This is a genomic window from Methylobacillus pratensis (genome assembly GCF_054072455.1).
On sequence record NZ_JBSUSR010000016.1, the window covers coordinates 1 to 1,864 of the forward strand.

The following is a 1,864-nucleotide window of genomic DNA, read 5'->3' on the forward strand; positions in this document are numbered from 1 at the left end:
TTTTTCCCCATCGTGCATTACTGCTAACAATTGGGGCTCTAGAAAGGAGGTGATCCAGCCGCACCTTCCGATACGGCTACCTTGTTACGACTTAGCCCTAGTTACCAGTTTTACCCTAGGCAGCTCCTTGCGGTCACCGACTTCAGGCACCCCCAGCTTCCATGGCTTGACGGGCGGTGTGTACAAGGCCCGGGAACGTATTCACCGGATCATGGCTGATATCCGATTACTAGCGATTCCAGCTTCACGGAGTCGAGTTGCAGACTCCGATCCGAACTGTGACCGGTTTTATAGATTCGCTCCTGGTCGCCCAGTGGCTGCTCTCTGTACCGGCCATTGTAGCACGTGTGTAGCCCAAGGCGTAAGGGCCGTGATGATTTGACGTCATCCCCACCTTCCTCACAGTTTGCACTGGCAGTCTTGTTAGAGTTCCCGACATGACTCGCTGGCAACTAACAACAGGGGTTGCGCTCGTTATAGGACTTAACCTGACACCTCACGGCACGAGCTGACGACAACCATGCAGCACCTTGTAAATTGTCTTGCGAAAGATCTGTTTCCAAACCGGTCAATCTACATTTAAGCCTTGGTAAGGTTCCTCGCGTATCATCGAATTAAACCACATGCTCCACCGCTTGTGCGGGCCCCCGTCAATTCCTTTGAGTTTCATTCTTGCGAACGTACTCCCCAGGTGGGATACTTATCACTTTCGCTTAGCCACTGAGATTGCTCCCAACAGCTAGTATCCATCGTTTACGGCGTGGACTACCAGGGTATCTAATCCTGTTCGCTACCCACGCTTTCGTCCATCAGCGTCAATCAATTAGTAGTAACCTGCCTTCGCAATTGGTATTCCATGTAATCTCTAAGCATTTCACCGCTACACTACATATTCTAGTTACTTCCTAATAATTCAAGTCTGGCAGTATCAATGGCCGTTCCACCGTTGAGCGATGGGCTTTCACCACTGACTTACCAAACCGCCTACGGACCCTTTAAACCCAATGATTCCGGATAACGCTTGGATCCTCCGTATTACCGCGGCTGCTGGCACGGAGTTAGCCGATCCTTATTCTTACGATACCGTCAAGCTCCGACACGTCGGAGTGTTTCTTCTCGTATAAAAGCAGTTTACAATCCATAGGACCGTCATCCTGCACGCGGCATGGCTGGATCAGGCTTGCGCCCATTGTCCAAAATTCCCCACTGCTGCCTCCCGTAGGAGTCTGGTCCGTGTCTCAGTACCAGTGTGGGGGATCTCCCTCTCAGGACCCCTACCCATCGTAGCCTTGGTAAGCCGTTACCTTACCAACTAGCTAATGGGACGCATGCTCATCTTTTACCGTTGTGACTTTAATAACTCAATCATGCGATTGTGATATACTATGAGGTATTAATCCAAATTTCTCTGGGCTATCCCTCTGTAAAAGGTAGATTGCATACGCGTTACGCACCCGTGCGCCGGTCTCAAGCTCCGAAGAACTCTACCCCTCGACTTGCATGTGTTAAGCCTGCCGCTAGCGTTCATCCTGAGCCAGGATCAAACTCTCCATTAAGGTCATATGTAAACCCCCCACAACCCAAAAGGACCGCGGAAGATCAACGACACAATAAGAAGAAACAAACCCTGACAAAAACAACAAGACCCCGGTAAGAGCCCTGCTGCATCTACCAAAGGAATCCAAGTCCACGACAAGACAACCCCAGACACAAGCCCAGAACCACCCCACCGCAGAACGAGGGATCAAACAAATTTGGCATCGACAATTACTTGGCACACTGTTGAGTTCTCAAGGATCGGATGCTCTTACCGCCACCCCTCTCGGGGCTTTCTGTAAGGCGTTTCGTTCTGCGTCTTACTTTA

At 50.6% G+C, this 1,864-nt stretch carries 1 rRNA gene; it reads right to left on the reverse strand.

Annotated elements, in window-relative coordinates:
- Nucleotides 1-42: 42 nt before the first annotated feature.
- Nucleotides 43-1,556: ribosomal RNA gene (locus ACW4YW_RS15595) — 16S ribosomal RNA — on the reverse strand.
- Nucleotides 1,557-1,864 lie beyond the last annotated feature (308 nt).